Here is a 20,971-nt window from a genome sequence, read left to right as displayed (position 1 = left end):
TTCATGGAGACATGAACCCTTTTTTACATCTGAATCAGAGAATTACAGCGTGATCACTTCGAATTCGACTTCGGTGTTCACGTCCGCATCGTAATCCACACCGTCGAGGGCAAAACCGAACAGGTTCAGGAATTCCTGCTTGTAACCTGCATAGTCAGTTTCCTGCGTCAGGTTTTCGGTGGTGATCAGCGGCCACAGGTCGCGGCAGGCTTGCTGAATATCGTCACGCAGTTCCCAGTCATCCATACGGATGCGTTGATTGTCATCCAGCGCCACTTTATCGCCGTACAGGCTGGTGGTCATCAGACGGTTGATCTGCTCGATGCAACCTTCGTGAATGCCTTGCTCTTTCATCAGCTTGAAGACCATAGAGATGTACAGCGGCATCACCGGAATAGCAGAAGATGCCTGCGTGATAACCGATTTCAGGACGGCAACGTTAGCGGAACCGTTGAGCGGTGCCAGCTGCTTACGCAGTTCACCCGCCGCGCGGTCGAGGTCTTCTTTCGCTTTACCCAGCGCGCCGTGCCAGTAGATTGGCCAGGTCAGGTCGGTACCGATGTAAGAGTAAGCCACGGTTTTCACGCCGTCAGCCAGCACGCCTGCTTCGCTCAGCGCGCCCATCCACAGTTCCCAGTCTTCGCCGCCCATCACGGTGACGGTGTTCTGAACTTCTTCTTCGGTTGCCGGCTCAATGCTGGCGGTGATGATCTGATCTTTGTTGGTATCAATCGCTTTAGAGGTGTAAACCTCGCCGATCGGCTTCAGCGCAGAACGAACGATTTCGCCGGTTTTCGGCATTTTACGCACCGGGGATGCCAGTGAGTAAACCACCAGGTCGATTTGGCCCAGATCTTCTTTGATCAGTTTGATAACTTCATCGCGGCACTCGTCAGAGAACGCGTCGCCGTTGATGCTTTTGGAGTACAGACCTTCACGCTTAGCGGCTTCATCGAAGGCGGCAGAGTTATACCAGCCCGCGGAACCTGGTTTGGTTTCCGTGCCCGGTTTTTCAAAAAATACGCCGATAGTGGCGGCACCGCTGCCAAAGGCGGCGGAAATTCTGGATGCCAGGCCGTAACCGGTGGAAGCACCGATCACCAGCACGCGGGAAGGACCGTTCTCAATTTTCCCGTTTTGCTTTACGTACTCGATCTGTTTTTCCACATTGACTTTGCAGCCAGTCGGATGGGTCGTTGTACAGATGAATCCACGAATTTTTGGTTTGATTATCATAATGATGGCTAATTAAGTTTGTATTTTCGCTGTCAAGTGCGCAATGACACCGTCTGTTCTGGCTTGCTTAACGACATGGTTAACAAGCCCCCCACATCTATTATGGCACGGGACATTATACAGAAAAGGAGTGCCAATACTGAATCTACCACTGATTTTAGGCCAGACGCTGGCGCTACTCGGCGATTTTACGCTCCAGCACAATCTTCCAGAAGGCATCGATCAGCGGCTCATGCAGCCGCTTTTTCGGCGCGCAGACGCCCAGTTCAAACGGCGTTTTTTCGTCGCTGCGCTCTAAAATCATCACGCGATTGCGCACCGGCTCCGGGCTGTTTTCCAGCACAACTTCCGGCAGCAGCGCCACGCCGCAGCCTAGCGCTACCATTGAGACCATCGCCTCATGGCCGCCGACGGTGGCGTAAATCTGCGGGTTACTGATTTTGTGGCGACGGAACCACAGCTCAATGCGACGGCGCACCGGCCCCTGGTCGGCCATGATAAACGGCACGGTTGACCAGTCGGGCTTATCGACGGAAACCTGATTGCGCACCGGGCAGGGCAGCGCCGGGGCGATCAGCACCACCGCCAGATTCTCCAGCATGGAAAACGCCACCGCGCCGGGCAGCGTTTCCGGCTTACCGGCAATCGCCAGATCGGCCTCGCCGGTGACCACTTTGTCCATGGCGTCGGCGGCGTCGCCGGTGGTGAGCTTAATTTCGACGGAGGGATGCTCGGCGCGAAAACGATCGAGAATCGGCGGCAGATGGCTATAAGCCGCCGTCACCGAACAGAAAATGTGCAGTTCACCAGAAAGTGATGGCCCCTGCTGATCGAGGGTGTGGCGCAGTTGCTGATACTGCAACAACGTTTGCTGGGCAAATACCCGTAGTTCTTCCCCTGCTTCGGTCAGCGTGACCGTGCGGTTATCACGCACAAACAGTGCCTGACCGAGGTCCTCTTCCAGCCGCTGAATTTGCCGGGAGAGCGTGGAGGGGCTGACGTGCATCGCCCGCGCGCTGCGACCAAAGTGGCGGCTTTCCGCCAGATGCAGGAAGGTTTTCAGATCGCGTAAATCCACCGATTTCACCTCACGGCTTAACATTGCAGAACTTGCAACATGACGTTGTGAATATATCAATTTCCGCAATAAATTTCCTGTTGTAATGTGGGTACATTCTCGCTGAAACGCGAACCGAACAATATACTCGTCGTCTTTCAAGTTGCAGATGTGTTGGCTGCGTCAGCTCACCCCAGTCACTTACCTGAGTAAGCTCTTGGGGATTCGCTGCCTTACCGCCTTCCTACAACTCGAAATCCATAGAGTAACGACACACAACATCACGGAGTACACCATCATGGCTAACTACTTTAATACACTGAATCTGCGCCAGCAGCTGGCGCAGCTGGGTAAATGCCGCTTTATGGGCCGCGACGAATTCGCCGACGGCGCGAGCTACCTTCAGGGTAAAAAAGTGGTCATCGTCGGCTGTGGCGCTCAGGGTCTGAACCAGGGCCTGAACATGCGTGACTCCGGTCTGGATATTTCTTATGCCCTGCGTAAAGAAGCCATTGCTGAGAAGCGTGCTTCCTGGCGTAAAGCGACCGAAAACGGTTTTAAAGTGGGGACCTACGAAGAGCTGATCCCGCAGGCGGACCTGGTGGTTAACCTGACGCCGGACAAACAGCACTCTGACGTGGTGCGTTCCGTACAGCCGCTGATGAAAGACGGCGCGGCGCTGGGCTACTCTCACGGCTTCAACATCGTCGAAGTGGGCGAGCAGATCCGTAAAGACATCACCGTAGTGATGGTGGCGCCGAAGTGTCCGGGTACCGAAGTGCGCGAAGAGTACAAACGTGGTTTCGGTGTTCCGACGCTGATCGCCGTTCACCCGGAAAACGATCCGAAAGGCGAAGGTATGGCGATTGCTAAAGCCTGGGCTGCGGCCACCGGCGGTCACCGTGCGGGTGTACTGGAATCTTCTTTCGTGGCGGAAGTGAAATCTGACCTGATGGGCGAGCAGACCATCCTGTGCGGCATGCTGCAGGCCGGTTCTCTGCTGTGCTTCGACAAGCTGGTGGCAGAAGGCACCGACCCGGCTTACGCCGAAAAACTGATTCAGTTCGGCTGGGAAACCATCACCGAAGCGCTGAAGCAGGGTGGTATCACCCTGATGATGGACCGTCTGTCTAACCCGGCGAAACTGCGTGCTTACGCGCTGTCTGAACAGCTGAAAGAGATCATGGCGCCGCTGTTCCAGAAACACATGGATGACATCATCTCCGGCGAATTCTCTTCCGGCATGATGGCTGACTGGGCCAACGACGATAAGAAACTGCTGACCTGGCGTGAAGAGACCGGCAAAACCGCGTTCGAAACCGCGCCGCAGTATGAAGGTAAAATCGGCGAGCAGGAGTACTTCGATAAAGGCGTGCTGATGATTGCGATGGTGAAAGCGGGCGTTGAGCTGGCGTTCGAAACCATGGTCGATTCCGGCATCATCGAAGAATCTGCTTACTACGAATCACTGCACGAACTGCCGCTGATTGCCAACACCATCGCCCGTAAGCGCCTGTATGAAATGAACGTCGTTATCTCCGATACCGCAGAATACGGTAACTACCTGTTCTCTTACGCTTGCGTACCGCTGCTGAAAGAGTTCATGACCACGCTGCAGGCTGGCGATCTGGGCAAAGCGATTGCCGAAGGCGCGGTAGACAACGCGCAGCTGCGCGACGTGAACGACGCAATTCGCGGTCATGCTATCGAGAAAGTAGGCCAGAAACTGCGTGGCTACATGACTGATATGAAGCGCATTGCAGTAGCTGGATAAGAGGCTGCTGGAATCGCCGGATGGCGGCGTGAACGCCTTATTCGGCCTACAATAAAGTGACCATTATGTAGGCTGGATAAGCGTATCGCCATCCGATAAAAAAGCCCGGTGTTTAAACACCGGGCTTTTTATTAGTTGCGGTACAGCACTTTAATGATGTGGTAACCGAACTGGGTGTGCAGCGGGCCGGTTGGCTCCAGCACCGGGCAGGAGAAGACCACTTTGTCGAACGCCGGCACCATCTGGCCCTGACGGAATTCACCTAAATCGCCGCCGCGTTTGCCCGATGGGCAGATGGAATGCTTCTTCGCCAGTTTGCCGAAGTCGGCGCCGTTTTTAATCTGCTCCAGAAGATCCAGTGCCAGTTTCTCTTCTTTTACAAGGATATGCACTGCTGCTGCTGTTTTTGCCATGATCGTGCCTTCAAAAGGGAATATATAAGGCTGGCGATTTTAGCATGGCTTATCGGCGATACAGCACCTTGATGATGTGATAGCCGAATTTGGTTTTGACCGGCCCGTAAGGTTTAAGCAGTGGGCAGCTAAACACGGCGGCATCAAATGGCCCGACCATCATCCCCTGTTTGAACTCACCCAAATCGCCGCCGTTGCGCCCGGATGGGCAGCGAGAGTAGCGTTTTGCCAGGTGATCGAAGCTAATACCGCGATCCAGCTTGCTCAGGATTTCCAGAGCAAGTTTTTCTTCTTTTACCAGGATGTGCAGGGCTGCCGCGCTCTTAGCCATTATTTTGTTCTCATGTCTCAAAGATATCTCGTTACTTTATCATCCGCCTTCGCCGTGAACATATACTCTTCGCCATCACGGGACAGATGTCTCGCCTGATGTATGGAAGCGAGAGATGAGCGACATTTTTATCTGTCCTGTTCCTTCTTGTCACGGACAGCCGTCCTGTCCCTACCGCTGTGGAGCGAGATAACATGGATACAATGAAAAAACCTGAATTTTCAGTCGGCTGGCTTTCCGGGCTTAGTGATATTGTTCGCGATCCACAGCTTTATGAATTACTGAAATATTGCCCTCTGGAAATCATGCAGCAATGGCGCTTTGAAGAGATCCCGCGTGGAGACTTTATTTGCCGGCAGGGGGAAATATGTCAGCGCTTTTCGCTGATTATTGCTGGCGAAGTGGATGTGTTCTATGAGGCTGAAGATGGACGTCGTTATCGTCAGGCCCGCTACCGGAAAGGCGACATGCTGGGCGAGCTCGAGATCTTTGAGTCACGTCATTACATCTGTTCGGTGGTGGCGGTAGGGCATGTGCAGCTCCTGAGTTTGTCGCAGGAATATTTTTGCCGCTGGCTGGCCTTAGATAACCATTTTAACCAGCGGATGCTGCGCTTCTTTAGTCAGCAATATTATCAGCTGTCAAAAAAGGCCAGCAGCGACAATCTTTACTCGCTGCATCAGCGAGTATGTCAGGCGTTATGGCTGCGTTATCAACAAGATGGCACCAACGCAATCTTGCTGGATAAGCTAAACCTCAGCGAGGAGCTGGCGGCGACGACCCGTAGTATTAATCGTATTTTACATGATCTGAAAGCGTTACAGATTATTGATACCGATGGTGAAAGCATTGTGTTGTTAGTCCCTGAAAAGTTAAAGCAGGAGGCTGATATCGGATAACCGCAAGAGTGAAGGAGGCGCGAGAATGTCGCTGCAACCCCATATCCAGTTAAGCAAGGAGATGACCGGCGCACGCTATGCGCTGCTGCCGGGCGATCCGTTGCGGGTGGACCGCATCGTCAATTTTCTTGATAACCCAGAACTGCTTGGTCAAAACCGGGAGTTTCGCGCCGCGCGAGGTTGGTATAAGGGCGTCGAGATTTTGGTGCTCTCTACCGGGATCGGCGGGCCGTCTACGGCGATTGCCATTGAAGAACTGCGCCAGATCGGCCTAACAACCCTGATTCGTATCGGTAGCTGTGGGGCGTTGCAGGATAATCTTGCGCTCGGTGACGTGATTATCGCCCATGCCGCAGTAACGGATGACGGGACCAGCCGTACCTATGCGCCAGCAGGCTATCCGGCCTGCGCCGACCCGCAGTTAACCTGGGAACTGATGGCGCAGGCTCGCCAGATGAATATCCCCGCCGTGTGCGGCCTGGTGCGTAGCCACGACAGTTTTTATACCGATCGGGAAGCAGAACTGGATGCGCAGTGGTCGGCGCTCGGCGTTCTGGGCGCGGATATGGAGAGCGCCGCTCTGATGACTATCGGCGCGCTGCGAGGGTTACGTACGGCGTCATTACTCAACGTGGTGGTTGCCCACAACGGTTGTCTGGATAGCAGCATCAATGATTATGTCCAACAGGACGCGTTGTGCCAGCAGGGCGAAGAACGGCAAATTGCCCTGGCGCTCCGCGCCATTTATTCCGTCAGCCAGTCAGGAGGTCAGTGATGGACTTTTTTAGCATTAACAATGTGATGGTCAACATTCCTCTCGGCGAAGGCGGGTATGCGCTATCGTGGATTGAAGCCATTGGTACCGTATTTGGTCTGTTATGTATCTGGTGTGCCAGCCGGGAAAAAATCATCAATTACCTGTTTGGCTTGATTAACGTCACGCTGTTTGCCGCGATTTTCTTCCAGATTCAGCTCTATGCCAGCCTGCTGCTGCAGGTGTTTTTCTTCGCCGCTAACATTTACGGCTGGTATGCGTGGAGCCGGCAAAACGAGGCGCAGGAAGCTGCGCTCAAAGTACGTTGGCTTTCCCGCCAGCAAACCCTGGTACTGGGCGGCGTATGCGCGGTGGCGATAGTTCTGATGACGCTGTTTATCGACCCGGTGTTTTCGGCGCTCACCCGCATCATGATTGCCCTGCTGCAGACATTTGGTATGCAGGTCGCTTTGCCTGACCTCCAGCCTGATGCTTTCCCGTTCTGGGATTCCACCATGCTGGTATTGTCGATTGCGGCCATGGTGCTGATGACGCGTAAATATGTTGAAAACTGGCTGCTATGGGTACTTATCGATGTTATTAGCGTGGTTATATACGCGGTGCAGGGCGTTTACGCCATGTCGCTTGAGTATGTCCTCCTGACTGCGATTGCTGTCATGGGAGCGTACGGCTGGATCAAAAGTGCGCAGCGAAACGGCTATACACCGCTTGCCGCGACGGTCTCCTGATTGACCCGATTTTCTGGCTACCCGCAGAGGTAGCCAGTTACTCTTTCTCCCCCTCTTTCTGCTACAATCCACCTCCCCGTGTTTACAGATTGAGCAATCCTCTATGCGTTTGAACCCCGGACAACAACAAGCCGTCGAATTCGTCACCGGACCTTGCCTGGTGCTGGCGGGAGCTGGTTCCGGTAAGACACGTGTTATCACCAATAAAATCGCGCATCTGATTCGTGAATGTGGCTACCAGGCACGACATATTGCGGCCGTAACCTTTACCAATAAGGCTGCGCGCGAGATGAAAGAGCGCGTGGCGCAAACGCTGGGGCGTAAAGAAGCACGCGGGTTGATGATCTCCACTTTCCACACACTGGGACTGGATGTCATTAAGCGCGAATATGCGGCGCTGGGGATGAAGTCGAACTTCTCGTTGTTTGACGATACCGACCAGGTGGCCCTGCTTAAGGAACTGACCGAAGGGCTAATTGAAGACGACAAGCTTATTCTCCAACAGTTGATCTCGACGATCTCCAACTGGAAAAACGATCTGATGACCCCGGCGCAGGCTGCAGCCAGCGCGAAGGGCGAACGCGATCGTATTTTTGCCCACTGCTACGGTTTGTATGACGCCCATATGAAGGCGTGTAACGTTCTCGATTTTGACGATCTGATCCTGCTCCCGACGCTGCTGCTTCAGCGCAATGAAGAAGTGCGCGAGCGCTGGCAGAATAAAATCCGCTATCTGCTGGTGGATGAATATCAGGACACCAACACCAGTCAGTACGAGCTGGTGAAGTTGCTGGTGGGGAAACGGGCACGCTTCACCGTCGTGGGCGATGACGATCAGTCGATCTACTCTTGGCGCGGCGCGCGTCCGCAGAACCTGGTGCTGCTGAGCAAAGACTTCCCGGACTTGCAGGTGGTTAAACTGGAGCAGAACTACCGCTCCTCCGGGCGCATTCTCAAGGCGGCGAATATTCTCATCGCTAATAACCCGCATGTGTTTGAAAAGCGACTCTTTTCTGAGCTGGGCTATGGTGCGGAGCTTAAGGTATTGAGCGCCAATAATGAAGAGCATGAAGCGGAGCGCGTCACCGGTGAACTGATCGCCCATCACTTCGTCAATAAGACGCAGTATAAGGACTATGCAATTCTGTATCGCGGCAACCATCAGTCGCGGGTGTTTGAAAAATTCCTGATGCAGAACCGCATCCCGTACAAAATTTCCGGCGGTACCTCGTTCTTCTCTCGTCCGGAGATTAAAGACTTGCTGGCCTATCTACGCGTACTCAGCAACCCGGATGACGACAGCGCGTTCCTGCGCATCGTTAATACGCCGAAGCGCGAGATTGGCCCGGCGACGCTGCAGAAATTGGGTGAATGGGCGATGACGCGTAATAAAAGCCTGTTTACCGCCAGTTTTGACATGGGCCTGAGCTCGACGCTGACCGGACGCGGATATGATTCACTGACCCGTTTTACGCACTGGTTGGGTGAAATTCAGCGCCTGGCAGAGCGTGAGCCCGTTGCGGCCGTGCGCGATCTTATCCACGGCATTGATTACGAGTCCTGGCTGTATGAAACCTCGCCGAATCCGAAAGCGGCAGAAATGCGCATGAAGAACGTCAACACGCTGTTTAGCTGGATGACAGAGATGCTGGAAGGCAGCGAGCTGGAAGAGCCAATGACCCTGACCCAGGTGGTTACTCGTTTTACCCTGCGTGACATGATGGAGCGCGGAGAGAGCGAAGAAGAACTGGATCAGGTGCAGTTGATGACGCTGCATGCTTCGAAAGGGCTGGAGTTCCCGTACGTGTTTATGGTGGGAATGGAAGAGGGATTTTTGCCGCACCAGAGCAGCATTGATGAAGACAATATCGATGAAGAGCGTCGTCTGGCTTACGTAGGGATTACCCGCGCACAGAAAGAGCTCATCTTTACCCTGTGCAAAGAACGCCGTCAGTACGGTGAGCTGGTACGCCCGGAACCGAGCCGTTTCCTGTTAGAACTGCCACAGGATGACGTTATCTGGGAACAGGAGCGTAAAGTGGTAAGCGCTGAGGAACGGATGCAAAAAGGGCAGGCCAGTATTGCCAATATTCGGGCGATGATGGCAAAGGCGAAAGCGAAGCCGTAGGCCGGATAAGCGCAAGCGCCTTCCGGCAAATCAACGATTAACGTACTTCCAGCGGCCAGTGGACATAGCTTTGCCACTCGCTTTCCTGATCGATGAGCTCTTTACCTAGCGGGTGATGTTCCAGCCAGCCTTCAGGCAGTATGACCGTCAAGTGCTCATCTCTTGCATCCAGCTGAATTTCCGGCACCAAATCATCGCGGCGACGGCTGGCGAAAATAATCGCCAGACGCAGCAAACGGCAAAGGTGCTCCGCGATGCGCGGTGGCACGGCGTTTTGCTGATGGAGCGAAGAGAGATCGACCGGATTGGTCTGGTTAAGTAACAACGTGGCTAACAGTTTTTTCTGCGCCGGCGTAAAACCTGGAAGATCGAGATTGCGCACCAGATAAGCCGCATGCTGTGGTGCCTGTTTAAAATCAACGCTCAACCCAATTTCATGCAGCTGGCAGGCGCTAATCAGCAGTTCGCGGCTAATTGCTTCCAGATGCCACTTATTTTCCACTTGATCGAGGAATTTCGTTGCTAACATGGCAACGCGATGCGCTTGCTCTGTATCGACCATGAATCGACGCTGAATATTACGTAACGTGCGGCTGCGAATATCCTGATCCACCGCCAGATGTAGCATGCCATAGACCAGCCCTTCGCGTAATGCGCCGCCAGCAAGGGTCATGCACTGAATATTCAGTTCGGTGAAAATGGCAATCAGGATCGCCAGCCCGCTGGGGAAAACCAGCGCACGTTCCAGCGTTAAGCCTTCAATTTCCAGCTCTTCCAGACGGCCACAATGAATGGCTCGCTGCTTTAGCTGCTGAAGTTTCGCCAGCGTGATACGCTCATCCATGCCTTGCGCCATCATGATTTCCTGCAACGCCTGGACGGTACCAGAAGCACCAACGCAGACTTTCCAGCCATGAAAACGCAGTTTGTCAGCGACCGGACGCAGCACTTCGCGCGCAGCCTGCTCGGCCTGGTCGAAGTTTTCCTGCGCCAGATTACGATCGGTAAAATACCGTTCGAGCCAGGTGACGCAGCCCATTGACAGGCTAAACAAGGAAGTCGTTTGTGCGCCGGAGCCGGTAACCAGTTCAGTGCTGGCGCCGCCAATATCAACGACCAGACGCTGATCGGCCCCGCCGGTAGTGTGGGCTACACCCTGATAAATCAGTCGTGCTTCTTCTTCGCCGCTAATGACCTGGACAGGACAGCCGAGGATTCCTTGCGCTTTAGCGATAAACTCATCGGCATTTACGGCGATGCGTAATGTTGCCGTGGCGACCACGCGGATTTGCGGTTGAGGTATATCCTGCAGGCGTTCAGCAAACAGGCGAAGACATTGCCAACCGCGCTCCATCGCCTCTGTGGAGAGAACGTAGTCGCTATTGAGTCCAGCGGCCAGACGCACTTTGCGTTTAATACGCGTGAGCGTCTGGATGCTTCCCGCCACCTCGCGTACGACCAGCATATGAAAACTATTGGAGCCGAGATCGATTGCCGCATACAACGAGGTCGAGTTCATACACTTCATCCTTCAACCTGTATCTGTGTTGGCTGCGTTCTCTCACCCGAATCACTTACTTTAGTAAGCTCATCGGGATTCGTTTTCTTGCCGCCTTGATAAAGGCTGAATGATTTTGTGTATGGCATAACTTTTCTTAACCTGAACGACGACGATTACGCGGAGCGCCACCGGTACGACGTGGGCCATTACCTGTGCGCGGGCGCGTCAGGCGCAGCGGCTTCGGCAGATCGGTCATTAGCGCATCCGGGTTGTACTTGCTGACCGGAATCGAGTGGCCGATATAGGTCTCGATTGCAGGTAAATTCAGCGCGTATTCTTCGCAGGCCAGGCTGATAGAGTGACCGCTTGCGCCAGCACGACCCGTACGACCGATACGGTGAACGTAATCTTCACAGTCATCCGGCAGGTCATAGTTAAAGACGTGCGTTACGGCTGGGATATGCAGGCCACGCGCGGCCACGTCAGTCGCAACGAGAATGTCGAGATCGCCACGGGTGAACTCATCCAGGATACGCAGGCGTTTTTTCTGCGCCACGTCACCGGTCAACAGGCCGACGCGATGACCATCCGCAGCGAGGCTGCCCCAGATATCTTCACAACGATGCTTGGTGTTAGCAAAGACGATGGCGCGATCTGGCCACTCTTCTTCAATCAGCGTTTGCAATAAACGCATTTTTTCTTCGTTGGAAGGATAGAAGAGTTCTTCTTTAATGCGGTGACCTGTCTTCTGCTCTGGTTCGACTTCCACATACTCAGCGTTATTCATTTGTTCGAACGCCAGTTCGCGGACGCGATAAGAGAGGGTTGCAGAAAACAGCATGTTCAGACGTTGGGTGGTTGGCGGCATACGACGGAACAGCCAACGGATATCTTTAATAAAGCCCAGATCGTACATACGATCGGCTTCATCCAGCACCACGACCTGAATCGCGCCCAGGTTAATGTGGTTCTGCTTTGCATAGTCAATGAGACGACCGGTGGTGCCGATAAGAATATCGACGCCGCTTTCCAGCACTTTCAGCTGTTTGTCGTAACCGTCGCCGCCATAAGCCAGGCCTAATTTCAGACCGGTGGTCTGTGCCAGCGGCTCGGCATCGGCGTGGATTTGCACGGCTAACTCACGCGTTGGCGCCATAATTAACGCACGCGGTTGGTTCACCTTGCGATCGGCAATCGCGGGATGAGAGAGAAGATAATGAAACGTTGACGTCAGGAACGCCATCGTTTTTCCGGTACCGGTTTGCGCCTGCCCTGCAACATCACGACCTGCCAGCGTTAGCGGCAGCGCGAGGGCCTGAATGGGCGTGCAGTTATGAAACCCTTTATTTTCAAGGGCTTCTATCACCTTTGGGTGCAGGGCGAAGTCGGAAAACTTCTGTTCTGTTAAATGTGTTTTGCTCATAGTGTGGTAGAATATCAGCTTACTATTGCTTTACGAAAGCGTATCCGGTGAAATAAAGTCAACCTTTAGTTGGTTAATGCTACACCAACAGCCTACACCAACACGCCAGGCTTATTCCTGTGGAGTTATATATGAGCGATAAAATTATTCACCTGACTGACGACAGTTTTGACACGGATGTACTCAAAGCGGACGGAGCGATCCTTGTTGATTTCTGGGCAGAGTGGTGCGGTCCGTGCAAAATGATCGCTCCGATTCTGGATGAAATCGCTGACGAATATCAGGGCAAACTGACGGTTGCTAAACTGAACATTGACCAAAACCCAGGCACCGCGCCGAAGTATGGTATTCGTGGTATCCCGACCCTGCTGTTGTTTAAAAACGGCGAAGTAGCGGCGACTAAAGTCGGCGCACTGTCCAAAGGTCAGTTGAAAGAATTCCTCGACGCGAATTTGGCGTAAGGAAGTCTCATGATCGGGCGACCATACTTCGAATTGATTCGGATGACTGGACGCCCGACTTGAGTCGTGCTAAGTTAGTGTTGACTTCGTATTAAACATACCTTATTAAGTTTGAATCTGGTTATATCCCATACTTCCCGTAGTTTCTCGCGCGAGGAGTGGACAGATTCAGGGCCTTATCACTCAATCCGTCTTGTCGTTTCAGTTCTGCGTACTTTCCTGTGACCAGACAGCGAACAGACATGAGTCGATGGCCGTAAACAGGCATGGATGACCCTGCCATACCATTCACAACATTAAGTTCGAGATTTACCCCAAGTTTAAGAACTCACACCATTATGAATCTTACCGAATTAAAGAATACGCCGGTTTCTGAGCTGATCACTCTCGGCGAAAATATGGGCCTTGAAAACCTGGCTCGTATGCGCAAGCAGGACATTATTTTTGCCATCCTGAAGCAGCACGCAAAGAGTGGCGAGGATATCTTTGGTGACGGTGTGCTGGAGATATTGCAGGACGGATTTGGTTTCCTCCGCTCTGCAGACAGCTCCTACCTCGCCGGTCCTGATGACATCTACGTTTCTCCCAGCCAAATCCGCCGTTTCAACCTCCGCACTGGTGATACCATTTCTGGTAAGATTCGCCCGCCGAAAGAAGGTGAACGCTACTTTGCGCTGTTGAAAGTTAACGAAGTTAACTACGACAAACCAGAAAACGCCCGTAACAAAATCCTCTTTGAGAACTTAACCCCGCTGCACGCAAACTCACGTCTGCGTATGGAACGTGGTAACGGTTCTACTGAAGACTTAACGGCGCGCGTACTGGATCTGGCATCGCCGATCGGTCGTGGTCAGCGCGGTCTGATCGTTGCTCCGCCGAAAGCGGGTAAAACCATGCTGCTGCAGAACATCGCGCAGAGCATTGCTTACAATCATCCAGACTGTGTGCTGATGGTGCTGCTGATTGACGAACGTCCGGAAGAAGTAACCGAGATGCAGCGTCTGGTGAAAGGTGAAGTTGTTGCGTCTACTTTTGACGAACCCGCCTCCCGTCACGTTCAGGTTGCGGAAATGGTCATCGAGAAGGCGAAGCGTCTGGTTGAACACAAGAAAGACGTTATCATTCTGCTTGACTCCATCACCCGTCTGGCGCGTGCTTATAACACCGTAGTTCCGGCTTCCGGTAAAGTTCTGACTGGTGGTGTGGACGCTAACGCCCTGCACCGTCCGAAACGTTTCTTCGGTGCTGCGCGTAACGTGGAAGAGGGCGGCAGCCTGACCATCATCGCGACTGCGCTGATCGATACCGGCTCTAAAATGGATGAAGTTATCTACGAAGAGTTTAAAGGTACCGGCAACATGGAACTGCACCTCTCTCGTAAGATTGCTGAAAAACGCGTCTTCCCGGCTATCGACTACAACCGTTCCGGTACCCGTAAAGAAGAGTTGCTCACCACCCAGGAAGAGCTGCAGAAAATGTGGATCCTGCGCAAAATCATCCATCCGATGGGTGAAATCGACGCGATGGAATTCCTCATTAATAAGCTGGCGATGACCAAGACCAACGACGACTTCTTCGATATGATGAAGCGTTCCTGATTCTGGCATCATCTGAAAACGCCACGTTTTTACGTGGCGTTTTGCTTTTACGATTCATCCTAATGTTTGGTCAGATAAAATTGTCAATATTATCGGCGTCATGGATTGTCACAATGTGCGGCATGACCTACAAGAGGTAGGAAGTGTAATGTTTTAGCTGCTCTCTTCAAGGGGGCGTCTTAACGCATTATACTTTAAGGAAATGATATATGCTGAGAACACATACACTGTGAATCTACTCGCTGCTTTCTCTGAGCTAGTTAGTATTTTTTTATTCACAACCATTTTTATTTTTTTGGCGCGAAAAGTAGCCATAAAAATAGGTTTAGTGGATAAGCCAAACTTCCGCAAACGTCACCAAGGGATTATTCCTTTAGTGGGCGGGATTTCTGTGTTTGCAGGGATCAATTTTATGTTTGGTCTTTCGGATTATTACATTCCCCATGCCTCGTTATACCTCTTTTGTGCAAGTGTGCTGGTGTTTGTTGGCGCGCTTGACGATCGTTTTGATATCAGCGTAAAAATTCGGGCAGTCGTTCAGGCGGCGATTGCTATTGTGATGATGGTAAAAGGGGAGCTTTACCTAAGTAGCCTGGGGTATATTTTTGGCCCGTGGGAGTTGTTGTTGGGTCCCTTTGGTTATTTTCTCACCCTTTTTGCCGTCTGGGCGGCGATTAACGCCTTTAATATGGTTGATGGCATTGATGGCTTGTTAGGCGGGCTATCCAGCGTCTCATTCGCCGCGATGGGGTTTATCCTGTGGTTCGATGGTCAGACAAGCCTGGCTATCTGGTGTTTTGCCATGATTGCCGCCATCCTGCCTTACATCATGCTGAATCTGGGCATTCTTGGACGCCGCTATAAAGTCTTTATGGGCGATGCGGGGAGTACGCTGATTGGCTTTACAGTAATTTGGATCCTGCTGGAGACCACACAAGGTGCAACACACCCTATTAGCCCGGTCACTGCACTGTGGATTATCGCCATTCCGTTAATGGATATGGTGGCGATTATGTATCGTCGTTTACGTAAAGGCATGAGTCCTTTCTCGGCAGATCGCCAGCATATTCATCATTTAGTGATGCGCGCAGGGTTTACTTCCCGACAGGCATTTGTTCTGATCACGCTGGCTGCAGCGATTCTGGCCTCTATCGGCGTACTGGCTGAATATTTTCGTTTAGTCCCTGAATGGGCCATGTTGGTGCTCTTTTTACTGGCATTCGGTCTTTACGGTTACTGTATTAAGCGGGCATGGAAGGTGGCGAGATTTATTAAGCGTGTTAAGCGCAGGCTGCGAAGGCACCGCGAAGGCAAACCAAACTTAACCAAGTGAATTGAGGATGCGATGACACAACCATTACCGGGGGAACACGCCGTGAGCGCAGAAAATGAACTGGATATCCGTGGGTTGTTTCGTGCCTTATGGGCAGGGAAAGTGTGGATTATTGGTATCGCGCTTGCCTTTGCGATAGTCGCTCTTGCCTATACGTTCTTTGCTCGTCAGGAGTGGAGTGCTACGGCGATTTCAGACAAGCCAACGGTTAATATGTTGGGCGGTTACTACTCTCAACAGCAGTTTTTGCGTAACCTGGATATTAAGGCCAGCCTCGCATCTGCGGACCAGCCGTCGGTAATGGACGAAGCCTATAAAGAATTCATCATGCAGCTCGCCTCCTGGGATACGCGTCGTGAATTCTGGCAGCAGACTGATTACTATAAGCAGCGTATGGTAGGTAACAGTAAAGCCGATGCGGCGATGCTGGATGAACTGATTGGTAACATCCAGTTTATGCCAGGCGATGCGTTGCGTAATACCAATGACAGTGTGAAACTGATTGCGGAGACGGCTCCTGATGCCAACAATCTACTGCGTCAGTACGTCGCCTTTGCCAGCCAGCGCGCGGCGCATCATCTGAACGAAGAGTTAAAAGGAGCCTGGGCTGCGCGCACTGTGCAGATGAAGGCGCAGGTTAAACGCCAGGAAGAAGTGGCGAAATCACTATTCTCCCGCCGTGTTCACAACATTGAGCAGGCACTCAAAATTGCCGAACAGCATAACATTTCGCGTACCTCCACTGATGTTCCTGCTGATGAGTTGCCGGATTCTGAACTGTTCTTACTTGGACGTCCTATGCTGCAGGCGCGACTTGAAAACTTGCAGTCTGTTGGTCCGGACTTCGATCTGGACTACTTCCAAAACCGAGCCATGCTGAACACACTGAACGTTGGGCCAACTCTGGATCCGCGTTTTCAGACCTATCGTTATCTGCGTACGCCGGAAGAGCCAGTAAAACGTGACAGCCCTCGCCGTGCCTTCCTGATGATTATGTGGGGCATTGTTGGGGCTCTGATTGGTGCTGGCGTCGCGTTAACCCGTCGCCGCGCGATTTAGCAATACCGTTGCAGTGAGGGGCTGGGCCCTTACTGCCAATCCGAAGAGAATCGATGTGAAAGTACTGACTGTATTTGGCACGCGACCGGAGGCTATAAAAATGGCACCTCTGGTTCATGCGTTGGCAAAAGATCCTGATTTTGAGGCAAAAGTTTGCGTCACAGCGCAGCATCGGGAGATGCTCGATCAGGTGTTGAACCTCTTTTCCATAGTACCTGACTACGATCTCAATATTATGCAGCCAGGTCAGGGGCTAACAGAAATTACCTGCCGAATTCTTGAAGGGTTAAAGCCAATTCTGGCTGATTTCAAACCTGATGTGGTGCTGGTTCACGGTGATACCACGACCACTATTGCTACCAGTTTGGCTGCGTTCTATCAGCGCATCCCGGTGGGGCATGTCGAGGCGGGGTTACGTACTGGCGATCTTTACTCTCCCTGGCCGGAAGAGGCGAACCGTACGCTGACCGGGCGTCTGGCTATGTATCATTTTGCGCCGACAGAAAACTCGCGGCAGAATTTGTTACGGGAAGCTATTCCTGATAATCGTATTTTCGTCACGGGCAATACGGTTATTGATGCGTTGATCTGGGTACGCGACCGCGTACTGGCGAGTGATGCATTGCGGGCTGAACTGGCCGAACATTACCCTTTCCTCGACGCTAATAAAAAGATGATACTGGTGACCGGTCATCGTCGGGAAAGCTTCGGTCGCGGCTTTGAAAACATTTGCCACGCGCTGGCGGAAATTGCCGCGGCTAATCAGAATGTGCAGATTGTCTATCCGGTACACCTGAATCCTAACGTCAGCGAGCCGGTCAACCGCATCCTGGGGCACGTTGAAAACGTGATTCTGATTGAACCGCAGGACTACATGCCGTTTGTCTGGCTGATGAATCACGCCTGGCTGATCCTGACCGATTCCGGCGGGATTCAGGAAGAAGCCCCATCCCTGGGGAAACCTGTGCTGGTGATGCGTGAAACAACGGAACGGCCTGAAGCTATTACCGCAGGCACTGTACGCCTGGTGGGGACTGACCCACAGCGTATCGTAGAAGAAGTCACGCGTTTGCTGCATGACGACAATGAATATCAGACCATGAGCCGTGCCCATAACCCATATGGTGACGGGCTGGCGTGTGGCCGCATTTTACACGCGTTAAAAAATAATCGGGTATCGCTATGAGTTTTACGACCATTTCTGTCATTGGGCTGGGTTATATCGGACTGCCAACGGCGGCTGCCTTTGCTTCCCGTCAAAAACATGTAATTGGCGTAGATGTAAATCAACATGCAGTGGATACCATTAATCGCGGCGAAATTCACATTGTTGAGCCCGATCTGGCCGCTGTGGTGAAAACGGCGGTCGAAAACGGATTTCTTCGTGCAACCACTACTCCCGTAGACGCTGATGCGTATCTGATTGCTGTGCCTACCCCGTTCAAGGGAGAGCATGAACCCGATATGGTCTACGTTGAAGCTGCGGCGAAGTCTGTCGCGCCGGTGCTGAAAAAAGGCGCGTTGGTGATACTTGAATCGACGTCACCTGTCGGGGCAACTGAACAGATGGCCGCATGGCTTGCAGAAATGCGGCCTGATCTGACTTTCCCGCAGCAGGTCGGTGAAGAGGCCGATGTGAATATTGCGTATTGTCCGGAGCGCGTGCTGCCAGGCCAGGTCATGGTCGAACTGATTAAAAACGACCGCGTGATCGGCGGGATGACCGCCGTCTGCTCCGCGCGTGCCAGTGAGTTGTATAACATCTTCCTTGAGGGCGAATGTGTCGTGACCAACGCCCGCACCGCGGAAATGTGCAAGCTGACTGAGAATAGCTTCCGCGACGTTAATATCGCCTTTGCGAATGAATTATCGCTAATTTGCGCCGATCAGGGGATTAACGTCTGGGAACTGATTCGCCTGGCAAACCGTCATCCGCGAGTCAATATTCTGCAACCAGGACCTGGCGTTGGTGGACACTGTATCGCGGTCGATCCGTGGTTTATCGTGGCGCAGAACCCGCAGCAGGCGAAACTGATCCGTACCGCACGCGAAGTTAATGATGGTAAGCCTCATTGGGTCGTCGAGCGGGTAAAAGCCGCTGTGGCCGACTGTCTGGCAGATACCAACAAACGGGCCAGTGAAGTGAAAATCGCCTGCTTTGGTTTGGCTTTTAAACCGAATATTGATGATTTACGTGAAAGCCCGGCGATGGGAATTGCGCAGAGTATCGCGCATTGGCACAAAGGTGAAATGCTGGTGGTGGAACCGAATATCCATCAACTGCCGAAAAAACTGGACGGCATTTGCCAACTGGCGACATTGGACGATGCGCTGGCAAGCGCCGATGTGCTGGTCATGCTGGTCGACCATAATGAATTTAAAGCCATTAAAGGCGATGCGGTTCTTCAGCAGTACATCGTTGATACCAAAGGGGTCTGGCGGTGACAATTCGCGCCAGTATTGAGCCGCTTAGCTGGGAAAATACGTTTTTTGGCGTGAATAGCGCCATTATACGGTTTGACCAACACGCGCCGGTTCTGACGGTGGATGCGTTACGTCCCTGGTCGCGGGTACAGGCAAAAATTGCTGCCGCAAATACCCATGAATTGGATGCCTTGCAGCGGTTGGGTTTCTCACTGGTCGAAGGCGAAGTGGATTTTGTACTGCCAGTGACGTGTGCCAGCGGCAACTCTGACGCGCAGATCGCGCAAACTACGGATATCCCGGCATTACGCTGCCTGGCAGAACAGGCATTCGCGCAAAGTCGTTTTCGCGCTCCGTGGTACGCCGCAGATGCCAGTTCGCGTTTTTATGCGCAGTGGATTGAAAATGCGGTGCTGGGGACGTTCGATCATCAATGCCTCGTTTTACGCACGCCGACAGGTGAAATTCGTGGTTATATCTCGCTGCGCGAACTGAATGCGACCGAGGCGCGAATAGGCCTACTGGCTGGGCGTGGCGCGGGTGAAGAACTAATGCTGGCTGCGCTTTGCTGGGCGCAGGCCCGCGGTAAAACAATATTGCGCGTGGCAACCCAAATGGGTAACACCGCCGCGCTTAAACGTTACATACACAGTGGTGCGAATGTGGAAAGCACCGCGTATTGGTTATACAGGTGACACGATGATTCCATTTAATGCACCGCCGGTGGTGGGAACTGAACTCGATTACATGCAGTCTGCGATGAACAGCGGCAAACTGTGTGGCGACGGCGGCTTTACCCGTCGCTGTCAGCAGTGGCTGGAGCAGCATTTTGGCAGCGAGAAAGTTCTGTTGACGCCATCTTGTACCGCATCGCTTGAGATGGCGGCATTGCTGTTGGACATTCAGCCCGGCGATGAAATCATCATGCCGAGCTACACATTTGTCTCCACGGCTAACGCATTCGTTTTACGCGGGGCGAAAATCGTCTTTGTTGATATCCGTCCGGATACCATGAACATTGACGAAACGCTGATTGAAGCGGCGATCACCGACAAAACCCGCGCTATTGTGCCGGTACATTACGCGGGCGTGGCCTGCGAAATGGATACCATTATGGCGCTGGCCAGCAAACATAACCTGTATGTGGTCGAAGATGCGGCTCAAGGCGTGATGTCGACCTACAAAGGCCGGGCGCTGGGGACAATTGGTCACATCGGCTGCTTTAGCTTCCATGAAACCAAAAACTACACTGCAGGCGGTGAAGGCGGCGCGACGTTGATTAATGATAAAAAATTAGTCGAACGTGCCGAGATTATTCGTGAAAAAGGAACGAACCGTAGCCAGTTTTTCCGTGGCCAGGTAGATAAGTATACCTGGCGCGATATCGGCTCCAGCTATCTGATGTCCGATCTGCAGGCCGCCTATCTGTGGGCGCAACTGGAAGCGGCCGACCGTATTAACCAGCAGCGTCTGGCGCTGTGGCAGAATTACTATGATGCCCTCGAACCGCTGGCGCGTGCCGGACGTATTGAGCTGCCTGCTGTCCCGGAAAACTGCGTGCAGAATGCCCATATGTTTTATATCAAGCTGCGCGATATCGACGATCGCACCGCGTTGATTAATTTCCTCAAAGAAGCCGAAATTATGGCGGTGTTCCACTATATCCCGCTACATGATTGCCCGGCTGGCGATAAATTTGGCGAGTTTGCCGGTGTTGATCGTTACACCACCAAAGAGAGCGAGCGTCTGCTGCGTTTACCGCTGTTCTATAACCTGTCACCGGTTAATCAGCGAACGGTAATCTCGACCTTACTCAATTACTTCTCCTGAT

At 52.7% G+C, this 20,971-nt stretch carries 20 protein-coding genes; 14 read left to right on the top strand and 6 right to left on the bottom strand.

Annotated elements, in window-relative coordinates; genetic code table 11:
* Nucleotides 1-42: 42 nt before the first annotated feature.
* Complete coding sequence (gene fabV, locus M4I31_RS23720) at nucleotides 43-1,236, bottom strand: enoyl-ACP reductase FabV (protein WP_038634603.1); 1,194 nt, start codon at nucleotides 1,234-1,236, stop codon at nucleotides 43-45.
* A gap of 175 nt (nucleotides 1,237-1,411) precedes the next feature.
* On the bottom strand, nucleotides 1,412-2,338 hold the full coding sequence (gene ilvY, locus M4I31_RS23715; RefSeq protein WP_087856750.1) for an HTH-type transcriptional activator IlvY: 927 nt from the start codon (nucleotides 2,336-2,338) through the stop codon (nucleotides 1,412-1,414).
* A 253-nt stretch (nucleotides 2,339-2,591) separates the two neighbouring features.
* Between ilvY and ilvC the strand changes: the two genes are divergently transcribed.
* On the top strand, nucleotides 2,592-4,067 hold the full coding sequence (gene ilvC / locus M4I31_RS23710; protein ID WP_085049761.1) for a ketol-acid reductoisomerase: 1,476 nt from the start codon (nucleotides 2,592-2,594) through the stop codon (nucleotides 4,065-4,067).
* A 131-nt stretch (nucleotides 4,068-4,198) separates the two neighbouring features.
* On the opposite strand, the gene ppiC (M4I31_RS23705) is transcribed toward ilvC, so the two are convergent.
* Entirely contained in the window at nucleotides 4,199-4,480 is a 282-nt protein-coding gene (gene ppiC / locus M4I31_RS23705) for a peptidylprolyl isomerase PpiC (protein WP_003017999.1), read from the bottom strand.
* A 49-nt stretch (nucleotides 4,481-4,529) separates the two neighbouring features.
* Complete coding sequence (ppiC, locus tag M4I31_RS23700; protein WP_038634595.1) at nucleotides 4,530-4,811, bottom strand: peptidylprolyl isomerase PpiC; 282 nt, start codon at nucleotides 4,809-4,811, stop codon at nucleotides 4,530-4,532.
* Nucleotides 4,812-5,005: 194 nt separating this feature from the next.
* On the opposite strand from ppiC (M4I31_RS23700), the gene M4I31_RS23695 reads away from it, so the two are divergent.
* The 4 genes from M4I31_RS23695 to rep all read left to right on the top strand — a co-directional run bounded on the left by M4I31_RS23695 (nucleotide 5,006) and on the right by rep (nucleotide 9,341).
* Nucleotides 5,006-5,710 carry a Crp/Fnr family transcriptional regulator gene (locus tag M4I31_RS23695; RefSeq protein WP_085049762.1) on the top strand — a complete coding sequence of 235 codons (705 nt, stop codon included), beginning with the start codon at nucleotides 5,006-5,008 and terminating at the stop codon, nucleotides 5,708-5,710.
* A gap of 25 nt (nucleotides 5,711-5,735) precedes the next feature.
* Entirely contained in the window at nucleotides 5,736-6,485 is a 750-nt protein-coding gene (locus tag M4I31_RS23690; RefSeq protein WP_085049763.1) for a nucleoside phosphorylase, read from the top strand.
* Complete coding sequence (pnuC, locus tag M4I31_RS23685) at nucleotides 6,485-7,213, top strand: nicotinamide riboside transporter PnuC (protein WP_161668065.1); 729 nt, start codon at nucleotides 6,485-6,487, stop codon at nucleotides 7,211-7,213. Before M4I31_RS23690 ends, pnuC begins: the two co-directional genes overlap by 1 nt.
* A 103-nt stretch (nucleotides 7,214-7,316) precedes the next feature.
* Nucleotides 7,317-9,341: a DNA helicase Rep gene (rep, locus tag M4I31_RS23680; RefSeq protein ID WP_085049765.1), complete on the top strand. Its 2,025-nt coding sequence runs from the start codon at nucleotides 7,317-7,319 to the stop codon at nucleotides 9,339-9,341.
* 37 nt (nucleotides 9,342-9,378) lie between these two features.
* Here rep and gppA read toward each other — a convergent pair whose 3' ends face one another.
* Together gppA and rhlB are read right to left on the bottom strand one after the other, a co-directional pair.
* Nucleotides 9,379-10,860, bottom strand: a complete 1,482-nt coding sequence (gppA, locus tag M4I31_RS23675) for a guanosine-5'-triphosphate,3'-diphosphate diphosphatase (RefSeq protein WP_085049766.1) — start codon at nucleotides 10,858-10,860, stop codon at nucleotides 9,379-9,381.
* A 136-nt stretch (nucleotides 10,861-10,996) separates the two neighbouring features.
* Entirely contained in the window at nucleotides 10,997-12,265 is a 1,269-nt protein-coding gene (rhlB, locus tag M4I31_RS23670; protein WP_003829013.1) for an ATP-dependent RNA helicase RhlB, read from the bottom strand.
* A gap of 131 nt (nucleotides 12,266-12,396) precedes the next feature.
* Between rhlB and trxA the strand changes: the two genes are divergently transcribed.
* From trxA to rffA, 9 genes are all read left to right on the top strand, one after another.
* Nucleotides 12,397-12,726 (top strand): thioredoxin TrxA, encoded by a 330-nt coding sequence (gene trxA / locus M4I31_RS23665; protein ID WP_001280776.1) that lies wholly within the window; start codon nucleotides 12,397-12,399, stop codon nucleotides 12,724-12,726.
* A 158-nt stretch (nucleotides 12,727-12,884) separates the two neighbouring features.
* Nucleotides 12,885-12,986, top strand: coding sequence for a rho operon leader peptide (locus M4I31_RS23660; protein ID WP_110496374.1), 102 nt, complete (start codon nucleotides 12,885-12,887; stop codon nucleotides 12,984-12,986).
* A gap of 78 nt (nucleotides 12,987-13,064) precedes the next feature.
* Nucleotides 13,065-14,324 carry a transcription termination factor Rho gene (gene rho / locus M4I31_RS23655; protein ID WP_002437993.1) on the top strand — a complete coding sequence of 420 codons (1,260 nt, stop codon included), beginning with the start codon at nucleotides 13,065-13,067 and terminating at the stop codon, nucleotides 14,322-14,324.
* Nucleotides 14,325-14,526: 202 nt separating this feature from the next.
* Nucleotides 14,527-15,657, top strand: a complete 1,131-nt coding sequence (gene wecA, locus M4I31_RS23650; protein WP_201745949.1) for a UDP-N-acetylglucosamine--undecaprenyl-phosphate N-acetylglucosaminephosphotransferase — start codon at nucleotides 14,527-14,529, stop codon at nucleotides 15,655-15,657.
* Nucleotides 15,658-15,669: 12 nt separating this feature from the next.
* The gene (wzzE, locus tag M4I31_RS23645; RefSeq protein ID WP_085049768.1) at nucleotides 15,670-16,716 is read left to right on the top strand and encodes an ECA polysaccharide chain length modulation protein; all 1,047 of its coding nucleotides are present in this window, start codon (nucleotides 15,670-15,672) and stop codon (nucleotides 16,714-16,716) included.
* A gap of 55 nt (nucleotides 16,717-16,771) precedes the next feature.
* Nucleotides 16,772-17,902, top strand: a complete 1,131-nt coding sequence (gene wecB, locus M4I31_RS23640; RefSeq protein ID WP_085049769.1) for a non-hydrolyzing UDP-N-acetylglucosamine 2-epimerase — start codon at nucleotides 16,772-16,774, stop codon at nucleotides 17,900-17,902.
* Nucleotides 17,899-19,161 (top strand): UDP-N-acetyl-D-mannosamine dehydrogenase, encoded by a 1,263-nt coding sequence (gene wecC / locus M4I31_RS23635; protein ID WP_085049770.1) that lies wholly within the window; start codon nucleotides 17,899-17,901, stop codon nucleotides 19,159-19,161. The genes wecB and wecC overlap by 4 nt, the downstream gene beginning before the upstream one ends.
* Nucleotides 19,158-19,835: a dTDP-4-amino-4,6-dideoxy-D-galactose acyltransferase gene (gene rffC, locus M4I31_RS23630; protein ID WP_085049771.1), complete on the top strand. Its 678-nt coding sequence runs from the start codon at nucleotides 19,158-19,160 to the stop codon at nucleotides 19,833-19,835. Before wecC ends, rffC begins: the two co-directional genes overlap by 4 nt.
* Nucleotides 19,836-19,839: 4 nt before the next feature.
* On the top strand, nucleotides 19,840-20,970 hold the full coding sequence (gene rffA / locus M4I31_RS23625; RefSeq protein WP_069325091.1) for a dTDP-4-amino-4,6-dideoxygalactose transaminase: 1,131 nt from the start codon (nucleotides 19,840-19,842) through the stop codon (nucleotides 20,968-20,970).
* Nucleotide 20,971: the final 1 nt, after the last annotated feature.

The organism is Citrobacter sp. XT1-2-2 (genome assembly GCF_023516235.1).
GTDB lineage: Bacteria > Pseudomonadota > Gammaproteobacteria > Enterobacterales > Enterobacteriaceae > Citrobacter > Citrobacter werkmanii.
Note: the sequence above shows the minus strand (reverse complement) of the source record. Positions and strands in the feature narration are given on the sequence as shown.

Excerpts from the sequence above, each read along its gene's own strand:
- fabV (WP_038634603.1), bottom strand. The coding sequence starts at position 1,236 with ATGATAATCAAACCAAAAATTCGTGGATTCATCTGTACAACGACCCAT.
- ilvY (WP_087856750.1), bottom strand. The coding sequence starts at position 2,338 with ATGTTAAGCCGTGAGGTGAAATCGGTGGATTTACGCGATCTGAAAACC.
- ilvC (WP_085049761.1), top strand. The coding sequence starts at position 2,592 with ATGGCTAACTACTTTAATACACTGAATCTGCGCCAGCAGCTGGCGCAG.
- ppiC (WP_003017999.1), bottom strand. The coding sequence starts at position 4,480 with ATGGCAAAAACAGCAGCAGCAGTGCATATCCTTGTAAAAGAAGAGAAA.
- ppiC (WP_038634595.1), bottom strand. The coding sequence starts at position 4,811 with ATGGCTAAGAGCGCGGCAGCCCTGCACATCCTGGTAAAAGAAGAAAAA.
- M4I31_RS23695 (WP_085049762.1), top strand. The coding sequence starts at position 5,006 with ATGGATACAATGAAAAAACCTGAATTTTCAGTCGGCTGGCTTTCCGGG.
- M4I31_RS23690 (WP_085049763.1), top strand. The coding sequence starts at position 5,736 with ATGTCGCTGCAACCCCATATCCAGTTAAGCAAGGAGATGACCGGCGCA.
- pnuC (WP_161668065.1), top strand. The coding sequence starts at position 6,485 with ATGGACTTTTTTAGCATTAACAATGTGATGGTCAACATTCCTCTCGGC.
- rep (WP_085049765.1), top strand. The coding sequence starts at position 7,317 with ATGCGTTTGAACCCCGGACAACAACAAGCCGTCGAATTCGTCACCGGA.
- gppA (WP_085049766.1), bottom strand. The coding sequence starts at position 10,860 with ATGAACTCGACCTCGTTGTATGCGGCAATCGATCTCGGCTCCAATAGT.
- rhlB (WP_003829013.1), bottom strand. The coding sequence starts at position 12,265 with ATGAGCAAAACACATTTAACAGAACAGAAGTTTTCCGACTTCGCCCTG.
- trxA (WP_001280776.1), top strand. The coding sequence starts at position 12,397 with ATGAGCGATAAAATTATTCACCTGACTGACGACAGTTTTGACACGGAT.
- rho (WP_002437993.1), top strand. The coding sequence starts at position 13,065 with ATGAATCTTACCGAATTAAAGAATACGCCGGTTTCTGAGCTGATCACT.
- wecA (WP_201745949.1), top strand. The coding sequence starts at position 14,527 with ATGATATATGCTGAGAACACATACACTGTGAATCTACTCGCTGCTTTC.
- wzzE (WP_085049768.1), top strand. The coding sequence starts at position 15,670 with ATGACACAACCATTACCGGGGGAACACGCCGTGAGCGCAGAAAATGAA.
- wecC (WP_085049770.1), top strand. The coding sequence starts at position 17,899 with ATGAGTTTTACGACCATTTCTGTCATTGGGCTGGGTTATATCGGACTG.
- rffA (WP_069325091.1), top strand. The coding sequence starts at position 19,840 with ATGATTCCATTTAATGCACCGCCGGTGGTGGGAACTGAACTCGATTAC.